We start from the raw sequence: 23,072 nt of genomic DNA, 5'->3' as shown, positions 1-23,072 counted from the left end.
CAAGGTTTAGCCGTTACAGGGTAACTCCTATGCCAACTATTACAGATTTATTATTCGGGTAAGCTCCGTTGTCAACTCCCGATGTAATGGCCGATTGCTCGTTGCTGCTTACTTCAGGGTCGTAACCGGTATATTTGGTCCAGGTTGCCAGGTTTTGTGCACTCAGGTAAATCCTGACTTTCTTGATTGGCGACCTGGAAAGTACCGATTGCGGAAAGGTGTAACCCAAACCAAGGCTTTTCAACCGCAGGTACGACCCATTCTCCACAAACCTGTCTGATATGGTTGGCGCAGGATCCTGGTATGCGCTGTGTACGTCGGTATTGGTGTTGGTTGGTGTCCAGCGGTTTAGCAAGGTGGTTGTAGCATTGGTATAGCCGGTACCCAGTTCCAGTACGTTTCGTTGCTGGTTGTAGATCTTATTACCGTATGATCCTTGTAAAAACACACTCAGGTCAAAACCTTTATAGGCAAATGTGTTGGTAATACCTCCGGTAAACTTAGGCTGGGCATTACCAAGAATTACCCTGTCGCCTGCTTGTGTTATTTTACCATCACCGTTAATATCCTGGTAGTTTTGGCCGCCGGGTTGTGTATTGGCCGCCGGGGTAAGTACCGGTCCGCCAGCCTGGATAAGTCCGTTTGTTTTGTAACCGATAAACGAACCTATAGGTTCGCCAACCTTAATGATGGATGGCAGGGATGAATCGGGGATAAATTGATTAACACCGTTACCGCCAAGGCTTAACACCTTGTTACGGTTAAGTGCAAATACCAGGTTAGTATTCCATACAAAACTGCCAACAAGGTTATGAGAGTTAATGCCCAATTCAAAACCTTTATTCTGTACCGAACCTACGTTTTCATACTGCTGCGGGTTGGTAATAGCTGTATTGGTAATAATGGTTAAACCGCTTGTTGCCGGCAAGGGAAGATAAAGCAGCAGGTTAGTGGTTTTCTTATAATAAACATCCGCCGTTACGGTAACCCTGTCTTTAAACAAGCCCAGGTCAAAACCAAAATCATACTGACTTGTTTTTTCCCAGGTTAAATTGGGATTGTACAAACTATTGGGTGCAAAACCGGCAACCGTAGCGTTACCGAAATTGTAGCGATAGTAACCTAATTGCGAGTACGACTGGTAAGCCGGGATATCGCTGTTACCGGTTTGACCGGCGCTCAACCTCAGTTTTAACTGACTGATAGCAGTTACGTTTTTCAGGAAATCTTCGCTCGATGCGTTCCAGGCTATGGCAGCCGATGGGAAAGATGCCCACTGATGCCCGGGCGCGAACTTCGACGAACCATCAGCACGCAGGGTTAAGGTTAACAGATATTTGCTGTTAAAACCATAATTGATCCTGCCCAGGTAGGATTTTAAAGCCCATGTATTTGACGACGAAGATGGTGCAATAGCAAAACCACTTCCTGAAACGTTGGTTACACTGCCTGATCCAAGGTTATTGAAAGTATCATAATCGCTCACAAAACCTGATGCTCCATTAATAGAACCTTCTGCTTTAAATTGCTGCTGCGTAAAACCGGCCAATACATTAAGCGAGTGCTTGCCAAACTTTTTGTTGTAAGTAAGCGTATTTTCATTAAGCCAGTTAAATGAGTTTAGTGTACCAACTTCACCGAGACCTGAGTAGCCTGAGCCCTCATAAACGGTAGCAGGCAGGTAACGGTTTTGTTTATTGTCGATGATATCCACACCAGCCAATACCCTTGCGGTAAGGTTTTCGGTAATCTTATAATCGCCCGCGATGTTACCTAAAATGCGGCTTGTGGTAGTGGTGTTGGTTTGGTTATATAGCGTATTGATTGGGTTTCCGTAAGTGCCTTCGAATATATTTTTACTAAAGAAGGAGCCATCTGTATTATAAATGGGTGTGGTTGGGGTCATCAGCAAAATGGCAGGAACTACGCCAGCCGGTGCTATCTGCGCGGTGGTACGGCTGCCGGTGATATATGACGAAATCTTAAACTTGTCGTTATAATCATGCTCCACATTCACACGGCCCGCGTAACGCTCAAAATTGGTATTTTGCAGAATACCATCCTGTTTAAAGTAATTGCCGGAAAAAGCAAGTCTCGTGCGCTCGGTACCAGAAAATATTGAAAGACTATGATTTTGCGACGTTCCCTTACGGAAAGCGGCGGCCTGCCAGTCGGTATTGGCATTATATGGGTTTAGCTGCGCCTCTGTTTGAGCGGTTTTTCCGGTATTTACCAGCGCGTCGTTACGTAAAGCTTCCCACTGAGGAGTATTAAGCAAAGACAAGGTTTTAATTACCTCCTGCTTGCCGTAGCTGCCATCATAATTGATAGATGATACGCCTGCTTTACCTTTTTTTGTGGTGATAATGATTACACCATTGGCGCCGCGTGTACCATAAATAGCCGTGGCCGAAGCATCTTTCAAAACCTCGATACTTTCAATATCCGAAGTATTGATAGATGCCAGCGGATTGATCTTTGGTCCGTTGGTTACCCCCGCGTCGGTAAGCGAGTTGCTGTTTGATGTTGGGAAACCATCAATAATATACAATGGTTCGGCAACAGCATTGATAGAGTTTACGCCGCGGATCTGCACGGTTACACCTGCTCCCGGCTGCCCGGTAGCTTGTGTAACCTGGATGCCCGAAACAGAACCCTGCAAGGCCCTGTCGAGCGAAGGAACCGGTTGCTTTAAAGCCAGTGCCGGAACAGAAGCCACCGAACCGGTGATATCCTTACGTTTTTGCGAGCCATAGCCTACCACAACCACCTGGTTGAGCTGAGTTTGAGCATCTTTAAGTTTGATTTCAACCGGACTGCCATCAGCAATAAACTCCTTCTTTTCGTATCCGGTAAAGGTGATAATGAGTTTATAAGGAAATTTCTGGCCGGTTATAAAGCTGAATTTGCCTTCAATGTCCGTTGAAACCACGTGAGTGGTACCCTGGATCTTAACCACTGCACCGGGCAAGGGCTCACGGGTTGCGCTGTCAATTACACGGCCAACCAAATGCGAATTGATGGTAGGCTGGGTTTGCTGCGCGATGGTTAGCAACGGAAAAGCAATAAACAGCAGGAATGGGATTAATAGTAATTTTTTCATGTCGACAGGTTTTTAAAAGATGAAAAACCGGACGACTGATCAGTTACCGCGTTAAACGGCCTGTATAATTGCTGCGGATGAAAAGCATCCTCAATAATTTGCAGCGTAAAAGATGCTGCCTGCAGCGGAAAAGGCAACGCATAGCCAATCCCTGCATTTGCAATATTTTGCATAAATTTGAATAATTAAAATGACTCAATTGAAACAGGCTCAACGCCAATCGATCCCTGTTTCGTTGTTTTAATGACTGAGGGAAAGGCTTTGCTTTTCCCTTATTTGAAGAATGTAGTTGTTTACTTTTTCATGTTCCTTTCTGGTTATGCCTGATAAAGCAGGCCGATCAATCAATTATTTCAGGGGTATTATTTTAATTGCTAACACAACGGAAACCAAGGTGCTCCATGCCGCTGTCTTCGGTAGTTTTCATCCTGCGCGATACACGATAGCCTGAACAGTAGCTGTCGTTACACAAAAATGAGCCGCCCCGCACTACCCTTTTGATGGCATAAGGCTCATCAGGGTCATATGATTTGGAAGCGCCTTTGGGGTTTTTAACACCTGCCGGGCTGCTTACCGTTTTGTAATAATTGTTGTTATACAAATCGGCACACCATTCCCATACATTACCGGCCATATCGTACAAGCCGTAACCATTGGGTGCAAATGAACTAACCGGGGCTAAATAATAGTAACGATCGCGTTGGGTATTCTTATAAGGAAAACTACCGTCCCAGGTATTTGCTTTGGGCTGTCCCTCATTTACCTTCTCATTCCCCCATGGATAGATCTTATCTTCAAGCCCCCCCCGCGCAGCCCGCTCCCATTCGGCTTCGGTTGGTAAACGTTTACCGGCCCATTTACTGTAAGCCACAGCATCATACCATGACACCTGCACTACCGGGTAATTGTCTTTACCCTTGATATCGCTGCCCGGCCCGTGCGGATGTTTCCAATTGGCCCCGGTTTTCCAGGCCCACCATTGGCTATAATCATTCAGATTAACCTGATGATCAGCCGGCACAAACACCAGCGAAGCCGGTACCAGCAAACTATCTGCAGGTTTTTCGGTGCCCGGGGGCATTTGTTTTTTTAGCTCGTTCCAGTCGGGCTTTCGCTCGGCTGTGGTAATATAGCCTGTAGCTTTCACAAATTTTTCGAACTGGGCATTGGTAACTTCGGTTTTATCTATCCAAAAACCATCAACAGTTACGTCATGCTTGGGATATTCATCAGGTTCGGCCTGTTGGTTATCTGCCCCCATCCTGAAAGTGCCGGGCGGCACCCATGCCATCCCCGCATGGTTGGCATGGGTGTTACCGGTTTCAGGTAAACTAAGCGCCGCACCGCTTAGTCCTGCTGCTTTAAACCTGTTGGGGATATTTGATTCGCAGCAAAGTTTCTTTTTAGTACCGGGAGCCGTGGCTACCGCAATACTCACCACTGGTTTCGCCGGTTGCCTGCATGATGCAAACCATACGATACTAAAAAACATAAATACAATCTTTTTCATTACGCTTTTACAGGCTGTAATTGAAATGCCGCATCAACCTGTTCTGTTTCGGGCTCAACTACAACATCGGGCCGGTATAATTGATGAGGCTGCAAAGGCACATCATCCTTAACCATAGGGCCATCAGCAGCAAGCTCGCTTCCGGGCACTTTTGATTTAAATAAAGGCCAGGCCAATTGTGCGTACCATTGATCCCCTTCGTAATGTGAAATGCCATATGCTTTAGGGTATTGGCGAGAGATATGGGCCGTACCGAAAATGATATCCCACCAAAAGAACATGTTGCCAAAGTTGCCTTTGTAATAACCTACCCCGTCATCGGTAGTGGCAGCGTGATGTGCATGGTGCGTTGCCGGAGTTGAAATGGTGCGTTCCAGGATCCAGGCCAGCGGATGCAATATTTTATATTGATAAAAAGGCTTATCCCATGGGATACTTGAATGCGCCAATGTAGTAATGGTGCCTTTGATACCTTTTACCACTACCGCCGGGATACCCAAACCAAGATAAACCAGCGCTGTAGTTAAATAGGTTTGCGAAAAAAAGATAGTATAAATGATGTTTTGCCTGCTGGCCATGGCCATACCCATATACGATGCCGAGTGGTGCGTACGGTGAAAACGCCACAACCACGGCACCTGGTGGTGCAAACGGTGGTACCAGTATTGGGTAAGATCATCGGCCACCGCAATGATGATAAATCCCCAGAAAAACGGAACCCAATCAAAGGTGTTTTTTAACCCGGGCAATATAGCCGGCAGCACTTTTAAGCCGTAGTAAGCCACCAATGGTTTTACTACCAGCTTAGGGATGGTGAAACAGGCAATATCAACCCATTTTTCATTTTTGTTCCAGCGTTTTTTATAAAGGCCGAACGAAAATTCAAGTACACCGAGTACCAACACCAAAACGGAAAAACCATAGCCGTTAAGGTTTTCTATTATTTGTTTTATCTGATCAATCATTGTCTTGTGAGTTTACAGTTTTACTTTTTGAGGTTATTTGCTGTTTATGCTGTTGTTTCTTTTCCCAGGGGCGCTGGCCGGTTATGGCGAACGTTACAAACATGAGCACGATGGGTAATATGTACAGAAAAAGGCTCAGCAAAGCATTCTTTGCTATCTGTACCTTAGTTGCCTGCTCTAATTTCATAAGGGGAAGCTGTTTGAGGGTTGAACAATTTGTGCTGTCTTAGTTGCAGGGCCTTTTTCCAATAGTTTACGGCCAAGCCACAGCCCACCGAAAATGATAACAAAAGGTATGAGGGTTACTATAACACCTACCAACACCTTTTTCCCGATAAGGGAAACGTCGTTAATGGTCATAATGAACTTATTAAGTGATTAACAATGCAGGCATTGCATAGCAATCTGCATAAAGCAGCAATGCCTGATAAATAATGTAATGAATTGAAAAATCTGGAACCCTGTGCGAATTAACGCAAGGTTATAAAGAAGGGGTTAACCCTGGTAAGGCAGCCTTAACAGCAGCAACAAGAATAACAACAAGGAGTAAAAGCAGCAGCAGTTAACTGATTATCAGCAAAGCCGTATTTAGGTAAAAGTTCGGGTTGCATGGTGGGTGCTTTTAAGTGATTTGATTATTGTGATTAATTTTTCTGAGGCAAATGTAAAAAAAGATTTGATAAATACTACTAATTCTATAGAAATTATATAAATAAATTCACTTTTTATAAAACCAAGTGGTTTCTACAACAAAAAAGAGGTAAAAATGAAATAAATAGCTGTATTAACCCTCTATTTTCATGTAGATGCATGTCCCTATGCATCTAAACCCTTTTATAACACATTACTTGTGTTTTCCCTTATTTTACTAATTTAGCCCCGCCTTATTCACAAAATATCATGCGTAATAAACTCCTTTCTGTTTTGGCCATCGTCCTTATGTTCTTTTCCTGCAAAAAAGATGGCGGAAAAGCCCGGATTATTGTTAATGTAAAATCAAGTTCCGCAAAATCCAATGTTTACATTTCTATCTTGTCCGATCAAACCCGGATTTATCCTGGGAAAGATACCCTATCGGCAATAAGCAACGCCGGCGGCCAGCTTAGCTTCTCCGTTATACCAGGCAAAACTTATTACCTGTACCATTACACAGGTGATGGCCAGGTTATCGATCCGACAATTGGATCATTTATTAAAGTAGGCGTATTTACTTCGCAGCAAGAGATCAATAACTGGCCGGTGCAGACTCCCCCGGCAACCGTAGGCGGTGATCATTACCAGGATGTTAACATGGATGGCGCCATCAATAAGGATGACAGGGTTTTAGCTGTAACAGCTCCGGCGGCGGGTAAAACGTTAAGTGTGGATTTTCCATTGATAACACGATAAATTTGATACTACGTCCACATAAAAGCTTACATTCATATCATTATGGATATAACCACGCTTATTGTCATTACTGTTATAGTTTTTATTATAGCGTTTGCGGCTTTCAGGTTATTCGACGTTAAGAAGAAAAAGAAGAAACTTGAGTTAGAACGATCGGCCAGGATTTTGCCACTTTATAAAAAGGCAGAATCGGCTGCAGGCCTAACCGCCGAAGATGTTTTGCCCTTTGCCCAAAACCTGCTTACCCGCTATGATACCTTTTTATATTTGAGGGAACTTGGCGAACTACACCTGTTTCCCGAAGAATACTACACGCTAATTAAAGGGGCAGAAAGCTCATTGGCCCAATGGCTGGAGTTTCCTACTGAACTGGATGCCTGTCCTGACGAAATTGAACACATTAAACGGGTTACCATTGATCTTAACGGGCGAGGCAACTTTATACATTATGAGGTATTTAAGTACCGGGTCAATCCGCCCCACTGGGCTACCGAATACGTGTGGATATTAGGCGTTGTAGGCCCGTTTTTTGACGATAGCAACCCTTATGATTTTCCTGCGGCTACATTTAGCCGGGTAAGCAGTACCGTAGATAAAGTTACACCGGAAGAAGAGGTTAAATGGGTGCACGAAAATATTGGTATGAGGAGGTAACATAACAAGTTTGAACCCACACTTACGAAGTTTTAAAAACTTCGTAAGTCTTCAATCCTCAAGGTCATTCAGCATCTTTCAACTCAATCCATACAGGCGCATGATCGCTTGTTTTTTCCCAGCCGCGTACATCCCGGTTTACCCCGGCAGCTACAAGCCGCTTTTCCAGGTGCGGGCTCAACAAAAAATGATCGATACGTAAACCGGCGTTACGACCGTAAGCATCGCGGAAATAATCGAAGAAGGTATAAATTACCTCGGTAGGATATAGTTTGCGGATGGCATCCGTCCATCCCTGTTCCACCAGTGTTTTAAAAGCCTCGCGGGTTTCAGGGCGAAAGAGGGCGTCATTTACCCATCGCTCCGGTTTATAAGCATCAAGCTCGGTAGGCATCACATTATAATCGCCGGTTAACACAACCGGTTTATCAGCAGCAAGCAAACCGGCTGCATGAATTTTCAATCGTTCAAACCAGCCTAATTTATAATCAAACTTAGGGCCGGGCGCAGGGTTACCATTGGGCAGGTAAAGGCAGCCAATGGTGATACCATCAACAATAGCTTCAATATAACGGCTATGTTCATCTGTGGGATCTCCCGGGAGCGCCCTGCAAACTTCAGTAATTTGTTTATCTGTTTTTGCCAGTATGGCTACACCGTTCCAGCTTTTTTGTCCGTGCCAAATGGCTTTATAACCGGCATCAAGAATAGCCTGTTCGGGGAAGTTTTCCTGCGGGGCTTTGAGTTCCTGCAAGCAGGCAACATCAGGGGTTGTTTCAGTTAACCAGCGGAGCAAAACAGGCAGGCGCCCGTTTACACCATTTACGTTATACGTAGCTATTTTCATAATGCAATTTAAGCAGTTTAGGTTATATACCCCCCTTTATAAAATACAAAAGCGCAGCCACTCACGCAAACGCTTGATTGCAATGACAATAATTAATATCCCTCCTCTTACTTTTCAAACTCATCGGGGTCAACCTCTGGCTCATCCGGCTCGGTATCGGGAATTTCATTCGGGATATTTTCGGGCGCTTCTTCAGGCATTTCCGGCTCACCGGGGTCTGTAGGCTGCCTGATCTCCGGCCGTTCCGGGTTTACCGGCATTTCATCTGGTTCGTTTGGCATGGTTCTTTTCTTTGACATATCTTATTAACTGTTAAGCGGATGATTAGTTTTCACGAACATCTCCCAATAAAAAATATCATTTGCATTTTAAAAAAGTTTAATTACATTTGTAGTGTACTACCACACTAATACACTAAATCATGATTCAAATAAATAATTTGAATTTCAGCTACAACAGTAAAAAACCGCTGTTCAAAAATCTGAACCTTTCATTAAAGGCGGGGCACATTTATGGCTTGCTGGGTAAAAATGGCGCAGGTAAATCAACCCTGCTTAAAAATATCGCAGGCCTGGCCTTTCCGCAATCGGGCAAATGCCTTATTAATGGAACAGAAAGCTCAAAACGGCTGGTATCCACTTTACAAAACCTTTATTTTATTGCCGAAGAGGTTTACGTGCCTGCGCTAACGCCAGGACAATTTCTGGAAAGGACAGCAAGCTTCTACCCCGCTTTTAGCATTACAGATTTTTACAGTTACCTCAAAATATTAGATATTGATCCCGATTTGCTGATGACCAAAATGTCATACGGGCAGCAAAAAAAGATGATCATCGCCTTCGGACTGGCAACAAATACCGGCGTACTGATACTCGATGAACCTACCAACGGGCTTGACATTCCATCAAAGGTGCAGTTCAGAAAATTGATTGCATCGGTTTTAAATGAAGAACGCTGCATTATTATTTCAACCCACCAGGTGAGGGATTTGGACAGCCTCATTGATACGGTTTTGATTTTAGATGATCACCGCATAGTGATAGAAAATACTGTAGATGAGCTTACCGATAAATTGTTTTTCGGCGTGTTCAAAGACCTTACCGGAATGAATGTATTATATGAAGAAGATACCCTCATGGGCAAGTATGCTATTGTACAAAACACAGCAGGTAAATACGGTAAAATGGACCTTGAATTATTATTTAATGCCACAACAACCAACAGCAGCAAATTATTAAACGTACTAAAACCAACTACAAGCCATGCATAACTACTTCAGTTTAAAACGCTTTGGCCTGCTGTTCATGAAACACACCGTGGAGCATTACCGCACCTATTTAATGTCGGCAGCGGTTTTGGCAGGCGTATTTTTGCTTGGCGGTTCGTTTATATTTTATATGATCCCCGGCCCGGTAGACGCCGGCTTTCAGATGGCCATATTCGGGGTACTCATGATCATAGCGGGGCCATTATTTACAAGCACCATTTTTGCTGATCTGGGCGACAAACGAAGGGCTATTCCGATATTGACCCTGCCCGCATCGCAACTCGAGAAGTTTATGGTTAGCTGGATCTATTCGTACGTTATATTCCTGTTGGTTTATACAGGCGTTTTTTACCTGGTATTATTTATACTGATGAATCTAAAACCCTGGCCCGGGCACCAAAGTGAAATACTTTCGTTGTTCCAGGACAAATTTGTGATAGTGATGGTATTGTTTTCATTTCTGCATTCCGTCACCTTATACGGAGCAATCCGGTTCGAAAAACTACACTTCATAAAAACAGGGTTCAGTTTCTTTATTTTTTATGCACTGCTAATCCTTGTGAATACTGTATTTGTAAGATTTATTGTTGGCAGGCCTATCAAACCGGTAATGCCTTTTTCATTTCTGAATTTTCAGGATGGCATAAACTTTTACTCCGTTGGTTTAAATGCACAGCAATCTGCCTGGGTTTTTATTGTAGTCCCCCTTATATCACTGCTGTTTTGGATAGCGGCATATTTTAAACTCAAGGAAAAACAGGCTTAAAAAAGACGATAATGGAATTTAAAGATAACGAAGCGATATACCTCCAGATAGCGGCTTTTGTGAGCGATCAGATCCTGATGGGCAAATGGCCTGCCGGGCAAAAAATCCCATCGGTACGCGATATGGCTATAGAACTGGAAGTAAACCCCAATACGGTTATGCGATCATACGAATTTTTGCAGGGGCTCGAAATTATATATAACAAACGCGGCCTGGGTTTATTTGTGGCCGATGACGGTTTTGATAAAGTAAAAGCTTATCGTAAAGAAAACTTTGTACGTCAAAACCTGCCCGAGCTTTTTAAAAACATGTACCTGTTGGGTATTTCAATAGATGAGATCAGCCTGCAATATCAAAATTTTCAGGCACAACAAAACAATGAACTAAACCAGGCAAGCAACGATGAAAACAAGCAATAAATTTTTACTTACCGCGGTATTACTATTAATTATTTCGGTTGGCATATATGATATTCAGCTTAAAGCCGAATATCTTAAAGGCGATTATAAAAACCCCTATCACGGGTTCATAAACCTAAATTACAAGAATTTTAAAGTCATTAAACTCGGCTCATCAACAGCTATAAATATCACACTGGTAAAAGGCCCCTTCAAAGTACTTGCTGATCCTGATGCCATGGAGTACATTAAGATTGAACAACGCCACGATTCGCTTTTGATACGGGCAGAATTTAAGGCAAACTGGCATAACGTACGCTCAGAACAGGTATTATACATATCATGTCCAGAACTCACTTCATTTGATGCGGATGCCAAATACATGGCCGCCGAAACACAAGTTATTGATACAGTTGCTGGTGCTGACTTTAAATGGCGCCCCACTACTATTACAGGTTTTAGCGGAGATATGCTAAATATCAGCGCAGACCATGCCTCCAACATATTTTTAAAAAACAACAAATTCAACACCTTAAATGCTGTTGTTGGCAACAGTAACGGCTCCGTCTCAAATTTAACCATTGAAACAGGCAATCAGTTCAGTAAAACCAATCTCGACATCCGGAACAAAAGCCGCTTATGGATCAAGGACGACAGCCTCAGCAACATAAACTACAAACTTGCTGATAGCGCCAAACTTATCCTGAATGGCAATACAAAACAGATCCGGAACAATAAATGACCAAAACTTAGCAAATCATGAAATTAGTAATCAACTCCCTATCAAAAACCTATGCCAACGGCGTACATGCTTTAAAAGATGTTTCGCTGACCCTGAATAATGGCATGTTTGGCCTGCTTGGGCCAAACGGTGCCGGCAAATCATCCCTCATGCGTACCATCGCCACCCTGCAGGAGGCCGATAAAGGCAGCATTTTTTTGGATGACCTGGATGTATTGAAAAACAAAACCGAAGTCAGGCAGCTACTGGGTTACCTACCGCAGGAGTTTGGTGTATACCCTAAAATATCAGCCGAACGCATGCTCGACCATATTGCCCAGCTCAAAGGCGTTGGCAACAATGCCGAGCGAAAAAACCTGGTACTGCAACTGTTGGAAAGCGTAAACCTTTATAAAGACCGAAAAAAACACCTCGGCACCTACTCCGGCGGTATGAAACAGCGCTTCGGAATAGCACAGGCATTAATTGGTAACCCCAAACTTATCATTGTTGATGAACCAACCGCAGGCCTCGACCCGGCTGAGCGGAACCGATTTTACAACCTGTTAAGCCGTTTGGGGGAAAATACCATCGTGATCCTTTCAACCCATATTGTTGAGGATGTAAGCACCCTTTGCGCCAACTTTGCTATCATTTGCCAGGGCGAGGTTTTATATGCCGGCGATCCGGAAAGCGCGGTAAATGAATTGAACGGGAAGATCTACAGCAAGGTGATCACCCAATCAGAGTTGGGCTTTTATAAAGATGATTACCAGGTAATATCAACGCAGCTTAAAACCGGCAAGCTCCATATCCGCATTATCAGCGAAGCCGAACCCGGCAACGGTTTTATCAGCAGCACCCCAAACCTGGAAGATGTGTACTTCAGCAACATCGCTACACGAATAGATGTAGACACTATTTAAACTCACTATAAACCAATAGTTTATGTTTCTTAAAATATTTCTGTTCGAGATCCGGAATAGGGTCCGCAGGCCAGCCGTTTACCTATATTTTTTGGCAGCACTCATATTTACAGTGTTCACCTTTTCAACAGGCTCGTTACCGCTGGGCGAAAAAGAACACATAAACGCACCTTATGTACTTGCCTTATGGTGCTCAGGCATCACCATGATGATCACACTTGTGAGTTCGTCTATTATGGGTACCGCGCTATATCGCGATATTGAGTATAACACAAAAGATTATTACCTAACCTACCCTATTACAAAAGCGGGTTATTTCTGGGGCCGTTACCTTGGCTCATTCGTTTTTATGATCTTCATAGCATCGGCTGTTATTATCGGTGCATTTATAGGCACCAAACTTGGCCCGGCTATGGGATGGACGGATGTAAAACAATACGGCCCCAATAACCTCATTTACTACCTGCACCCGTTTTTCACTATCGGGCTGCCAAACGTTTTGTTCACTTCTTCGTTGTTTTTTGGACTGGTGGCTATTACACGCAACGTAAAGGTGATTTACTTTGGTGGTATCCTGTTATTTCTGTTTTATTTTATTGCGCTGTTTTTCCTCAACCATATCAACAATCCAACGGTAATCAACCTAAGCGATCCTTTTGGTCTCAACGGCATCAGGCTGCAAACCAGCTCTTCAAGCACCCTTGAACAAAACACCACGTTGTTCCCGGTAACTGGTACTTTTATGCTCAACCGTGTAGTATGGGGAGGCATCGGGATAATTGTAGTAATTTTTACTTATTTGCGGTTTAACTTCGAGCGCTTTTTTAGCGGCAGGCGCGATAAAGCAGCAATTGATGAAGTAGGTACTAAAACCAAGAACGCAATAACTATTAAGCCGGCTGTTAGCTTTACGGGCAAATACAACAGGAACACATTACGCAACCTGGTAAAGGTTGAATTGCTTAATATCATTCGCGATAATTACTTCTGGATCATATTGATCAGCGGCAGCTTATTCCTTGGCTTTGTACTCTGGCTTGGCGACAACAGAAACGGCGTTCCCGACTTCCCGCGTACAGTTACATTGCTTGCAATTTTTAATGAAGCCTTTCCTTTCTTCATTTTCTTTATCCTGATGTTTTATACCGGCGAAACCCTGCACCGCGACAGGACAACCCGCTATGCTTTTATCAATGATTCGCTCCCGCCGCCAAACTGGATCCTGAACGGGTCAAAGCTCATTACCTTGTTATTGATAGGTACAGGTTTATCCTTCATACCCATACTAACCGGGGTTATTGTTCAATTATTAAAGGGTTATCATACGTTGAACCCGTCGGTATATTTTCTCTACATATTGTACATATTGCTGCCTGCATTACTGGAGATGGTGGTATTTTGCTATGTGGTACATGTTGTTATCAATAACAAATTTGCAGCCCACGGCATAGGTGTGTTTTTATGGGTGATTGTTTTCTTTTTGCGTAAAACGGGCACCTTTGATTACAACCTGCTGTTATATTCATACACTCCATCCTCTGGGATCTCTGATATGACCGGTATGGGCCACATGGTAACACCAATTAATTGGTTTAACCTGTACTGGCTGCTGTTTGCAGGGCTGCTCATCATTGTTTCGGCACTATTTTATTACCGGGGGGTAACCTCATCTTTTAAAGACCGGTTACGTTTACTACCTCAACGCTTTAACAAAAGCACGGCACTCATTACTACTATAGTAGCGATGGCATTTTTGGCAGTGGGCGCGTGGAATTATTACAACGTAAGCTTTTTAAACAGCTATCTCATCAAAAGTGAAAACATAGCAAGAGCGGTCCAATATGAAAAAACGCTAAAAAAATATGAACGCCTTCCGCTGCCTAAAGTAACCGGCATAAAAATGCAGGTAGAACTTTATCCCGATAAACAACAGGCATCTACACACGCATGGGTAACTATAACCAATAAAAACAAAGTTGCCATATCTCAAATGCTGCTTGATGGCGATGAACTCAGCAATTATTCGCTTAAAACCAATGGTGTATTAGTTCCGTTTACCGCCCCGCTGCTGTATACCCGCGGATTTTTCAACTGGTTCAGGCCGAAAATGGATACCGCCGATTTCCGTTTATATAAGTTTATAAAACCATTAATGCCCGGCGACTCCATAAAGCTGGAAATCAAGTCTGAAATAGTTCACAAAGGGTTTACCAATGGCATGTATGCGGCAGCCCTCATAAATAATGGCACCTTTTTTAACGGAGGACTGCCCGGTTTAGGCTACGATGAAGACGACGAACTGGGCAGCCCCTATGAACGTAAAAAAGCCGGTCTGCCCGAAAAAAAGGAAGAAGAAATTCAGCAGGATAACCCGGAAGGCATTAACACGCTCAAAGCAGGAAGGGCGGCCGATCTCCTGAAACTTGATGTAACCATTGGAACCCTGGCCGATCAAACCGCCATCGCCCCCGGCCGGCTCGTAAAAAACTGGCAGCAGAACGGCCGTAGCTATTTCCATTATGTGCAGGATAAGCCGGGCATGTACATGCCAATGGGTATTATATCCGAAAAGTTGGCCGTAAAAAAGGCGATTGTTCAGTTAGACCACCAGGTGAACATTGAGGTTTATTATCACCCTGAACATAACATCAATATCGACAGGTATATTGCCGCTTATAAAGATGGCCTGACTTATTACAGCAAGGTTTACGGCAATTATCCGTTCAACGACATCCGACTGGTAGAAACATCTGTTTATGGTCCGCAGGATGCCTCTATGACCACCCTGGATACATACGCCGAATATTTTGGATGGAATGCCGATTTCAGGGATCCCAACAGCTTTGATTATTGTTATGCCAGTACCACAAGACTATTGTCCCAACAATGGTGGCGTTTTCAGACAGCACCAAACAGTACCATTGGTAGCCTGGTAATACCTGAAGGCCTTTCAAACTATGATCAACTGGTAATGTCAGAACGCAAATACGGTAAAGATAACATGCGTTACATTGTGCTTGACCAGTTGTGGTACTACCTGTTTATCCGGCGGCACCTTAATGAAAATGAACATCCTTTGATAAAAGCCGATCAATGGTTTTTATGGGGAGGCAAGGCAAGCGTAGCTTTATATGGCTTGCGCGACCTGATTGGTGAAGACAGCATAAACGTGGCATTGCGCGAATTTAAAAAGGCCTATACTTTTAAAACAGACGGCCCTTTTGCCGGAGCCAACAATCTTTACCAATATCTTCAAAAGCACGTGCCCGATTCGCTGCAATATTACCTTACCGATACCTGGCAGAAGATCACCCTGTATGATAACCGGGTGGTTGAAGCAAGCAGCAAGCCCACAGGTAATAAAAATGAATATAAAGTCACCTTTAAGCTTGATATTGATAAAGTGTGGAAGGATGCAAAGAACAACGACATCCCGGCTGTTAACATGAACGACTATATCGATATCGGAATTTTCGGGAAGCAGGTTCAAGGTGCAGGTAACCGCATGGTGAGTAATACCTTATACCTCAAAAAGTATAAGGTTAAACGCGGGCAACAGCAATTCAGTATTGTTGTTAAAGGCCAGCCTGCTTCTATAGGCATCGATCCGTTTAGCAAACTGATTGACAGGAATCCTAACGATAATATCAAAGACCTTTAAAACTAAAAACGGGATTACGCAAAACGCAATCCCGTTTTTCATAATGTTAAGGATCTGTTAAAATTTGATTTTCTCTAAATGGAGAGACGCATGTGATGCGTCTCTCCAAAAAACTTTCCATTCGTTTGTAAACAGCTTCTTAGAAATACTACGGCTTAAATAATTTGTTCTCTCCCTCAATTTCAACATTAGCCTGTTCAACTACTGCTTTATATTCATAATCGGCTTTTAGTGGTAACGCTGCTTCAAAAGTACCATCAGCATGGATGCTTACCCAGGTGCCGGCTGTCCACTTGCCTGCATACAACGTTTCAACCTGCCCATGATAAGGGCGGTAATCAAACCGGGCCCTTTTTGCTGAAATGTTCTTGTAGTTCAGGACCTTCCCTTTCAAAACCGCGCCGGTTTGTACTTTTGAACTTGCACCCGTTTCAACTATGGCGGCTTCTTTAAAAACGGGGTTAACATTTTCCAGTTTGATCACTACCGGGTTAGGCCAGCGGTGATCGTCATAAATGCGTTGTGCCTTTACTACCGATACTTCAAGCCCCTTATCGGTTTGCTTATACCTGCAGCTTACATCATCATTTTTATATTCGATGATCCTGCTGTTTTGCCCTAACACACTCACCTTAGTATTATTAGTGGCTATGGCCGAGCGGATCAGGAAACTTTTGCGTGTCCCCTCCTTCCAATCAGCGGCATTAGTTACTATAGCATAAAGTGTATGACCGTTTTTAGCGGTAAACCAGGTATCTCCTTCTTTACTTATTACCCAGCTTCGTACGCTATCAATACATTCGCGGTTAACAAAATACCATGCCGACATTTCGCGCAGCCGTTCTTCTTGCTCAATAGGTAATGCGCCATCAGGCTTCGGGCCAACGTTCAGCAACAACGACCCACCTTTAGCTCTTGCCTCAATCAATAAACCTATCAACTGACCGCCCGATTTATAGCGCTCATTAGTTGGCTGATATCCCCAGGCCGTACCCATAGTTATACAGGAGAGCCATGGTTCATTGATCATTGCGCCCGGCATGATCTGCTCGGGTGTTTTGATAGCGCCGCGGGTTATCAGTAAATCGGGCTGCAATTTCCAGCAGGTTTGCTTAACTACTTCCTTCGGATCACCATCTATAAAAAGCACATCTATCTTACCATAATTAGTTATCAACTCCTCGCATTGTTTTCGGGTGTACTCATCATATTGATGCCGGGTTTGGGCATCCATCTTAACATCGGTACGGCTGATGGCAATGCGATGGTCACGTAGAAAGTTAAAATCCTCCGGCGAAAAATAGAAGCCAACCTGCAGCCCGGCTTCGCGCGTGGCATCAACAAACTCCTTTAACAAGTCCTTTTTATAAGGGGTATGGGTTATGCTAAAATCGGTGGTCTTGGTATCCCACATACAAAAACCCGAATGATGTTTGGTTGTAAATACGATGTATTTCATCCCGGCCAGCTTAGCCAGTGTTGCTATCTGGTGCGGATCAAACTTGGAAGGATCAAAGGTTTTAGGCAGCTCATTAAAGTATCGGTTCACATAATCATCGCTTGCGCCAACCAGCGAGTGACTGATCACCACACCTAATTGGCTATCCATACTGAAATGGATAAACAAACCCAAGCCGGTGTTTTTAAGCCATAGTTCGCGTTCGGGCTTATTCAGGTTATAATTACTTGCATTATCATCCTTAACCAGATCATTTTGTGCCGATACGCCTTGGATACAACAAAACAGCAGCAGGGAAAAAAGATATTTCTTATACATCAAAAAAACGTTTAAAAAAATCAGGGAAGGCCCCACGCCCTCCCCGAAAACAACATCAACTAATCAAACTTTCACATTATTGTTTATCCCACCAAATCCGGGTTAAAAAGTCATCGGGACCTTGCCGTGCAATGGCAGCAGCATATGATGCAGCATTGAGGTTTTGCTCGCCAACAGGGTACAGCATCCGCCTGAATATTTTACCACCAGTAGCATTGCCCACATAATTATTAGGTACAAGTGCAGGGTAACCGGTACGCCTGTAGCTTGCAAAAACCTCTTGTGCATCGGGAAAAATGCCCACCCAAAACTGGGTATAGATCTGCTCCATTTTTTGATCTAATGTACCACCTGTATTGAATGGGTGTGCGTTAATGTATGAATTGATCTGAGCAGTAGTAATTGTGCCCGCGCTGCCTGCAATAATGCTCCATTGGCGCATTGACGCGGCTATACCATTCTGGTACAATGACTCGGCAGTAGCTGCGGTATACCAACCCCTTGCAGCAGCTTCAGATAACAGGAAGTAGCTTTCGGCAGCAGTAAAAACCAATCGCGGAGAGTTTAACAACAATATAGTTTTAGGATTTGGCTCGGAGTACGTCACAAAATCGGCAGGCTTGGCATTCAAGCCTGCTGACATGCCCTTTTGGATAGCCGAGGTTGTATCAGCACCCCCACCGTTCCATACTACAGACACCACAGCCAAACGCGGATCTTTATTAGCTTTCAGGTAACTGATAAATACATCCTGGTACTTGCCGCCCTCGGTATTGGTACTGCCGTTACCTGCAATATAATCGTTGTTATAAAGATCAAGCGCTAAAGGGTTTTTGTTGATGTCCTGACCGGCACCCACGTAAGCTACTTTGGCAACATCGGCATCATCCAAAATAACTCCGCCTGCTATAGCCTTTGTTGCCCAGGTTTGAGCTTGGGCTATATCAACTTTGGTCATGCGCATGGCACACCTGAGCATAAGTGAGTAGGCAAACTTTTTCCATTTTACGGTATTACCACCGTAAATTAAATCCGCAGAGCCAAAGGTTGTTTTGGAAGCATCAAGACTTTGTGCCGCCTGGTCAAGCTCCTTCAATAAATCGGCATAGATATCTTTCTGCGCATCATAAGCAGGTTTATAAATTGCCTGGTTATAACCCTGTGCTGCCTGCGAATATGGGATATCGCCATAAAGATCGGTAAGCCTGCTAAAGCAGTACACCTTCCAGATCCGTGCTTCGGCCTGCAGGTTAACCTGCGATGCATCGGTACCAACTGCCTTTAAAACCTCCACCAGTTCGTTGATCTCATTTGGATAAGCATTGCTGAAAGCCGCTGCCGACTGCTGGCTCTGGCTCAGCACATATTTTGATCCGAAACCAGCCACGTCATTAAAGCTGGTAGTATACTGCATGGTGCCCAGTAAAAGATCAAGCATACGGGCAGTACCATCATACTGGGCCTTGGTAAAAATGTACTGCGGTACCGCTTTCGACGATGCATCCGGATTAACGTTAAGCGTATCGAAGTTTTTGGTACACGATTGTGCGGCGATAATGCAAAGCATCATCAGGGAACAATAAATATATTGGGTTAAATGTCTTTTCATCGTATTCAATTTAAAAGTGTTAAAACTTAACAGCCAGGTTTACACCAAGTGAACGGGTGCGCGGCAAGCCGATAGACTCAAAGCCCTGCGCATTACTATTGGTAAAGCTTTGCTCCGGATCAAAATTGTCTGTCTGCTTATAAATAGTCCATAAGTTCCGGGCCACAAAGGAGATACTGGCCGACTGGATATTAACTCTATTTAAAAGACTTGCTGGAAGCGCGTATGACAGGATAACCTGGCGAAGTTTAACAAAGCTGCCATCGTGCAAAAACAGATCTGAATACGTTTTATAGTTATCATAATATGATCTTAGTCCACTTACAGGCACTGTACGGGTATAAGGCGCGCCTGTTTGATCAACACCGTTCAGCACCAATCCGTTTTCACGGCCCGGCAATGTTGATTTCATCAAGCCTAAACGGGTAGCATATACCTCCATAACCGAAAACACCTTGTTGCCAAACTTGCCATCAACCAGGAAGTTCAACGAGAACCTTTTATACCTGAATTCGTTGGTTAAACCCATGGTAAGCGGGGCAACGCTTTTACCCAGCTGTTGCAGTGGAGTTTGTACCGGCAAACCGGTGGTGGCATTGAACACCACATTGCCCTGAGCATCCTTTTGCATACGGGTACCAACCAGCATACCAAAGGGCTTACCTTCAATATTATCTAAAATACCCCAGTTACCTACTGATGTAGCCAGCTGAATGGTGTTAAGGCCGGGGGCCAGTTTAACTACCTTGTTATCGTTGTAGGCTACGTTATAGCTCGCGGTCCAGGTAAAGCTGCCTGTTTTTACGGGCGTACCGTTCAATAATACCTCGATACCCCTATTGCTTACCTTACCAACGTTCAGGATCACATTATTGTAGCCTGATGTAGAAGAAATAGCCGTATTTACAATATCGTTGGTTGTTTTACGATCATACAGCGTAACATCCAAACCTAAACGGTTCTTAAGCATCTGCAATTCAAAACCGCCTTCAAATGTTGTTGAAGCATACGGCTTAAGATTGCTATTGGTAATGTTATTAGTAGTTACGTTTTGCAGCGGCTGACCGGCGCTTGGTACGTTACTGTAAGTAAGGTTAATAACGTAGGGATCCGGCGCGCCGCCGCCCACCTGCGCCCATGAACCGCGCAGTTTGGCAAGGTTAAAAAACTCAGGGAGTTTAACCGCATCCGACAGGATAAAGCTGCCGCCTATGCTTGGGTAAAAGATACTGTTACTTTTAGGGCTAAGCGTTGAAAACCAGTCCTTCCTGCCGGTAAATGACAGGAATACCAGGCTCTTGTAATCAAAATCGGCCGAGCCAAAAACCGAGTTGGTTACAATCTTGGCATTATATGGTGTAGTTGATGAAACTGCAAGGTTGGTAAAGCTGTAAAAATATGGAATAGTAAACTGCGAACCACTGAACGTTAACTGGTTTGTTGTGTTTTTACGACTGTTTACACCACCCAAGACATTCACGTTTAAATCATGAATGATCTTTGTTTTGTAGCTAACAGTTGCCAGCTCGTTGGTTTCAGACACGTCCGATTTGATACCCGCGTACTGGCCGTTAGGGATATACAATGTACCCGTTGGCAGGATATTGGTATAGTTGTAATTGAAAAAGTCGCGGCTGATGGTAGCTTTGAAAGTAAGATCTTTTATGGGCGAATAAATAACCGATCCCTGACCAATAAAACGGTTCTTCACATCATCTTCCTTATATTTATTGATTACAAAATAACCGTTTGATGCGATGGATGCATCGTTCCAGATCTGTTCGTTGCCTAAAGCATCATAACCTGGCTTCAGCCAGCGAACATCAACCGTGTTGGCTACTTCAAGAGGGGTCCAGTTGGGATTACCCAATGCGTCGCCCGCACCGGTACGGTTATGGCCGGTTTCAATGTTATATTGGGCCAACGCTTCAATCGATAGTTTATCACTCAGTTTGCCGTTCAGGGCAAGGTTAAAAGTTTTACGGTCATAAGTAGTGCCCGGCAAAATACCTTTACTATTCAAATCAGCAGCCGAAAACCTGTAGGTAAAAGCTTCGTTACCACCTAAAAAAGCAAGGCTGTTGGTATAAGTGCTTCCCGTTTGATAATAGTTTTTGAGGTTATTTTTCTGTGCAACATAAGGGTGGGTTTTCCCGTCGACCGCCACATAATCGGTTGAACCATCAATTTTTGAACCCCATGAGCGCCTTCCGCTTGCTTGTGCAGCGGCCAGCGTGGTTGGTTTTACCCCGCCATCGCCCTGCCCGTACTCATACTGGTAATCAGGGAAAACCGCCACATTATCATAAGTAGCCGTCGAGTTAAATTCAACTCCTACTCCTTTCTGGATCCGGCCTTTTTTGGTGGTAATCAAAATAACACCATTTGCCGCCCGTGAGCCATAAAGTGCCGCTGCTGTACCTCCTTTAAGTACACTTATCGATTCTATATCGTCTGGATTGATTGCTGCTATACCATCGCCGCGGTCAACGTTGTTAGTAATACCATTAACTGTAGCCGCGCCACCGGGTACGCTGTTATCAATCGGCATACCGTTTACCACATATAAAGGTTGGTTATCACCTGCAAGGCCACCATTACCCCTGATCACCACGCGGCTTGAACCACCCGGACCAGTTGACAAACCGGCTGCGTTAACACCGGCAACTTTACCGGTAAGCGCATTGGCCACGTTGTTTTCGCGGGCCTGGGTAAACTCTGTACCCTTAACCTCAGTAACGGAATAGCCTAACGATTTTTTTTGCTTACTGATACCCAGGGCAGTAACTACAACCTCGTTAAGAGCTTTATTATTTTGCACCAGTTTAATTTGCAAAGGTGAACCCGGGTCGGCCACGTTAATTTCCTCCTGGTTGTATCCTACATAAGCTACCACCAGGGTTAATGGCCTGCCTGAATATTTATCAGGCACTATTAACCGGAAGCTGCCCGTAATATCGGTGATAGCTCCCACCTTATTGTCAATTTTTAAGTAAACCGATGCGCCCACAACCGGTTGGCCATCGCCGGCATCCACAACCTTACCTGTTAATGTAACTGCTGCAACAGCTGCATTGGTGGAGGTAAGATCCTTCGCCGTAAAAATCGAGATCTGGTTATCGTTTATCTTACGGTACGTTAGCTGAAAGGCCGATAACAATTGCTTCAGATTATCATCAAGCGTTAACTGGCTGATGTTATTGGTCAAATTTGCGGGCACAAATTTGTTGTCAAGCAAGCCTTCCTGGTAAGCTATCTGAACGTTGAATTGTTTTTTCAAGTTATCCAGCGCATCTTTTAGCAGCACCTTGTTTTCAACAGTCTGCGGAGCCGCATAACCGAAGCTTTTTGCATGAATCCTGCTGTTACTGGTTAACGCCATTTGGGCATAGCCGTACGCCGACCGGCCAAGTAATACCATCAGGAAACAGCAACATCTTAAAAAATTGGATGAGTCGAGTTTTCTCATAAGTTATTCG

Annotated in this window: 19 protein-coding genes; 8 read left to right on the top strand and 11 right to left on the bottom strand. The window is 44.0% G+C overall.

Annotation, left to right across the window (positions count from 1 at the left end):
- Nucleotides 1-13 precede the first annotated feature (13 nt).
- From ACEN9X_RS23360 to ACEN9X_RS23335, 6 genes are all read right to left on the bottom strand, one after another.
- Nucleotides 14-3,103 (bottom strand): SusC/RagA family TonB-linked outer membrane protein, encoded by a 3,090-nt coding sequence (locus tag ACEN9X_RS23360; protein ID WP_413667415.1) that lies wholly within the window; start codon nt 3,101-3,103, stop codon nt 14-16.
- Nucleotides 3,100-3,276 carry a hypothetical protein gene (locus ACEN9X_RS23355; protein ID WP_413667414.1) on the bottom strand — a complete coding sequence of 59 codons (177 nt, stop codon included), beginning with the start codon at nt 3,274-3,276 and terminating at the stop codon, nt 3,100-3,102. The genes ACEN9X_RS23360 and ACEN9X_RS23355 overlap by 4 nt, the downstream gene beginning before the upstream one ends.
- Nucleotides 3,277-3,470: 194 nt before the next feature.
- Nucleotides 3,471-4,613, bottom strand: coding sequence for a formylglycine-generating enzyme family protein (locus tag ACEN9X_RS23350; protein WP_413667413.1), 1,143 nt, complete (start codon nt 4,611-4,613; stop codon nt 3,471-3,473).
- Complete coding sequence (locus tag ACEN9X_RS23345; protein ID WP_413667412.1) at nt 4,613-5,578, bottom strand: sterol desaturase family protein; 966 nt, start codon at nt 5,576-5,578, stop codon at nt 4,613-4,615. Before ACEN9X_RS23345 ends, ACEN9X_RS23350 begins: the two co-directional genes overlap by 1 nt.
- Nucleotides 5,571-5,765 carry a hypothetical protein gene (locus ACEN9X_RS23340; RefSeq protein WP_413667411.1) on the bottom strand — a complete coding sequence of 65 codons (195 nt, stop codon included), beginning with the start codon at nt 5,763-5,765 and terminating at the stop codon, nt 5,571-5,573. Before ACEN9X_RS23340 ends, ACEN9X_RS23345 begins: the two co-directional genes overlap by 8 nt.
- The gene (locus ACEN9X_RS23335; protein ID WP_413667410.1) at nt 5,762-5,938 is read right to left on the bottom strand and encodes a hypothetical protein; all 177 of its coding nucleotides are present in this window, start codon (nt 5,936-5,938) and stop codon (nt 5,762-5,764) included. Before ACEN9X_RS23335 ends, ACEN9X_RS23340 begins: the two co-directional genes overlap by 4 nt.
- Nucleotides 5,939-6,478: 540 nt before the next feature.
- Here ACEN9X_RS23335 and ACEN9X_RS23330 point away from each other — a divergent pair.
- Nucleotides 6,479-6,967 carry a hypothetical protein gene (locus ACEN9X_RS23330; protein WP_413667409.1) on the top strand — a complete coding sequence of 163 codons (489 nt, stop codon included), beginning with the start codon at nt 6,479-6,481 and terminating at the stop codon, nt 6,965-6,967.
- 42 nt (nt 6,968-7,009) lie between these two features.
- Nucleotides 7,010-7,621: a hypothetical protein gene (locus tag ACEN9X_RS23325; RefSeq protein ID WP_413667408.1), complete on the top strand. Its 612-nt coding sequence runs from the start codon at nt 7,010-7,012 to the stop codon at nt 7,619-7,621.
- A gap of 64 nt (nt 7,622-7,685) precedes the next feature.
- Here the strand turns inward: ACEN9X_RS23325 and xth are convergent, their stop codons facing one another.
- Both xth and ACEN9X_RS23315 read right to left on the bottom strand, forming a co-directional pair.
- Entirely contained in the window at nt 7,686-8,468 is a 783-nt protein-coding gene (gene xth, locus ACEN9X_RS23320) for an exodeoxyribonuclease III (RefSeq protein WP_413667407.1), read from the bottom strand.
- 107 nt (nt 8,469-8,575) lie between these two features.
- The gene (locus tag ACEN9X_RS23315; protein WP_413667406.1) at nt 8,576-8,767 is read right to left on the bottom strand and encodes a hypothetical protein; all 192 of its coding nucleotides are present in this window, start codon (nt 8,765-8,767) and stop codon (nt 8,576-8,578) included.
- 122 nt (nt 8,768-8,889) lie between these two features.
- Between ACEN9X_RS23315 and ACEN9X_RS23310 the strand changes: the two genes are divergently transcribed.
- The 6 genes from ACEN9X_RS23310 to ACEN9X_RS23285 all read left to right on the top strand — a co-directional run bounded on the left by ACEN9X_RS23310 (nt 8,890) and on the right by ACEN9X_RS23285 (nt 16,207).
- Nucleotides 8,890-9,738, top strand: coding sequence for an ATP-binding cassette domain-containing protein (locus ACEN9X_RS23310; protein WP_413667405.1), 849 nt, complete (start codon nt 8,890-8,892; stop codon nt 9,736-9,738).
- Entirely contained in the window at nt 9,731-10,501 is a 771-nt protein-coding gene (locus tag ACEN9X_RS23305; RefSeq protein WP_413667404.1) for a hypothetical protein, read from the top strand. The genes ACEN9X_RS23310 and ACEN9X_RS23305 overlap by 8 nt, the downstream gene beginning before the upstream one ends.
- An 11-nt stretch (nt 10,502-10,512) precedes the next feature.
- On the top strand, nt 10,513-10,920 hold the full coding sequence (locus ACEN9X_RS23300) for a GntR family transcriptional regulator (RefSeq protein WP_413667403.1): 408 nt from the start codon (nt 10,513-10,515) through the stop codon (nt 10,918-10,920).
- On the top strand, nt 10,904-11,641 hold the full coding sequence (locus ACEN9X_RS23295) for a hypothetical protein (protein ID WP_413667402.1): 738 nt from the start codon (nt 10,904-10,906) through the stop codon (nt 11,639-11,641). The genes ACEN9X_RS23300 and ACEN9X_RS23295 overlap by 17 nt, the downstream gene beginning before the upstream one ends.
- A 17-nt stretch (nt 11,642-11,658) precedes the next feature.
- The gene (locus ACEN9X_RS23290; protein WP_413667401.1) at nt 11,659-12,546 is read left to right on the top strand and encodes an ABC transporter ATP-binding protein; all 888 of its coding nucleotides are present in this window, start codon (nt 11,659-11,661) and stop codon (nt 12,544-12,546) included.
- 91 nt (nt 12,547-12,637) lie between these two features.
- A complete protein-coding gene (locus tag ACEN9X_RS23285; protein ID WP_413667400.1) occupies nt 12,638-16,207 on the top strand; it encodes a hypothetical protein in 3,570 nt (1,189 codons plus the stop codon).
- A gap of 148 nt (nt 16,208-16,355) precedes the next feature.
- On the opposite strand, the gene ACEN9X_RS23280 is transcribed toward ACEN9X_RS23285, so the two are convergent.
- The 3 genes from ACEN9X_RS23280 to ACEN9X_RS23270 form a co-directional block, all read right to left on the bottom strand.
- On the bottom strand, nt 16,356-17,984 hold the full coding sequence (locus ACEN9X_RS23280) for an alpha-L-fucosidase (protein WP_413667399.1): 1,629 nt from the start codon (nt 17,982-17,984) through the stop codon (nt 16,356-16,358).
- A 76-nt stretch (nt 17,985-18,060) separates the two neighbouring features.
- On the bottom strand, nt 18,061-19,593 hold the full coding sequence (locus tag ACEN9X_RS23275) for a SusD/RagB family nutrient-binding outer membrane lipoprotein (RefSeq protein WP_413667398.1): 1,533 nt from the start codon (nt 19,591-19,593) through the stop codon (nt 18,061-18,063).
- A gap of 19 nt (nt 19,594-19,612) precedes the next feature.
- Complete coding sequence (locus tag ACEN9X_RS23270; protein WP_413667397.1) at nt 19,613-23,062, bottom strand: SusC/RagA family TonB-linked outer membrane protein; 3,450 nt, start codon at nt 23,060-23,062, stop codon at nt 19,613-19,615.
- Between the last annotated feature and the right edge of the window lie 10 nt (nt 23,063-23,072).

Origin of the sequence: Mucilaginibacter sp. Mucisp86 (genome assembly GCF_047324315.1) — a bacterium.
Classification (GTDB): Bacteria; Bacteroidota; Bacteroidia; order Sphingobacteriales; family Sphingobacteriaceae; genus Mucilaginibacter.
Note: the sequence above shows the minus strand (reverse complement) of the source record. Positions and strands in the feature narration are given on the sequence as shown.